Consider the following 1367-nt stretch of genomic DNA (forward strand, 5'->3'; position numbering starts at 1 on the left):
GCCGGCCGGCCACCCGCAGGCCGCTGCCCGGGCCCCCGCCGGCCGGGGCCGGGTGACTCCCCGTACGCGTTCCGGATGCGGGATCGCGGCGGCACGGCAAGGGTGGGAAGGCACCGTCCCTCCCCCGAACGGATAGCCGCCCGTGGACGTCACCGACCTCACTCCCGCGACCCTCGCCGCGCTCGCCGCCCCCCGGCCCCGGCCGGCGGTCACCATCGCGATGCCCACCCGCCGCCAGGCCACCGGGACCGAACAGGACGGCCTGGAGCTGAAGAACCTGCTCGCCGAGGCACGGCGTCGCATCGAAGGTGACGACACACTGGACCGTGCGCAGCGCCTGGACGTGCTGACACAGCTCGAACGAGCGGCCGCCGAGGCCGACCTGCGCCACGCCGCCCAGGACGGGCTGCTGCTGTTCGCCGCACCCGGCGAGCACCAGGTGTGGAAACTCCCGCGCGCCGTCCCGGCCCGCGTGGTGGTCTCCGACACCTTCCTCACCCGCAACCTGGTGGCCGCCCGCGCCGCCGCCGCTCCCTACTGGGTGATCACCCTGGGCGCGGAACAGGTACGCCTGTGGAGCGGCGCCGGACCGGACCTCGCGGAATCAACGGCCGGCGGATTCCCCCAGCGGCCGGCCAACCCGCAGAAATTCGACCCCCAGCGCGAGGAACAGATCGGCGACACCCCGAGCGTCTACAGCCACGAGGACACCCGGATCTTCTACCGCGACGTCGACACCGCCCTCGGCGCACTGCTCAAGGACACGCCCCGCCCCTGCTACCTGGTCGGCGTCCCCGAAGCCGTCAGCCTCTTCGAATCGGTCACCACACACCGCGACGCGATCGCCGCCCGCCTGGAAAAGGGCGGCCTGGGCGACGGCCCCGCCACCGCGCTGCAGCCCGCACTCGCCCCCGTACGCCAGGAACAGGCACGCACCGAACGCGCGGCCGCGCTCGCCCGCCTCGACCAGGCCGCCAGCCACAAGACACTCGCCGCCGGTCTCGACGAGATCTGGCAGGCGGTCACCGACGGCCGCGTCGGCGAACTCGTGGTCGAGGAGCACTACCGGACCACCGTCGAAGTCACCCAGGGCCACCTCGCCCCCGCCCCTGCCGGCACCCAGCCCACCGGCACCGGCGAAACCCGCGAAGACATCGTCGACGAGATCACCGAACGCACCCTGCAGACCGACGGCACCGTCACCTTCGTCCCCGACGGCACGCTCACCGACCACCACTCCATCGCCGCAGTCCTGCGCTACTGAGCCTCCCCGGCCCGCACGCCGGGGACGGCCACCCCGCCGGGGACGACCACCCCCGGTTGCAGCACGGCCGGCCCGCGGCAACCACGGGCGCACGGCCGGCCGG

General features: G+C 74.3%; 1 protein-coding gene. It reads left to right on the plus strand.

Going from position 1 to position 1367, the window contains the following annotated elements:
• Window positions 1-142: 142 nt before the first annotated feature.
• Window positions 143-1264, plus strand: a complete 1122-nt coding sequence (locus ABZ885_RS41250) for a chemotaxis protein (RefSeq protein WP_360200363.1) — start codon at window positions 143-145, stop codon at window positions 1262-1264.
• Window positions 1265-1367: the final 103 nt, after the last annotated feature.

It is taken from the genome of Kitasatospora sp. NPDC047058, from assembly GCF_040643935.1.
Taxonomy (GTDB): domain Bacteria; phylum Actinomycetota; class Actinomycetes; order Streptomycetales; family Streptomycetaceae; genus Kitasatospora.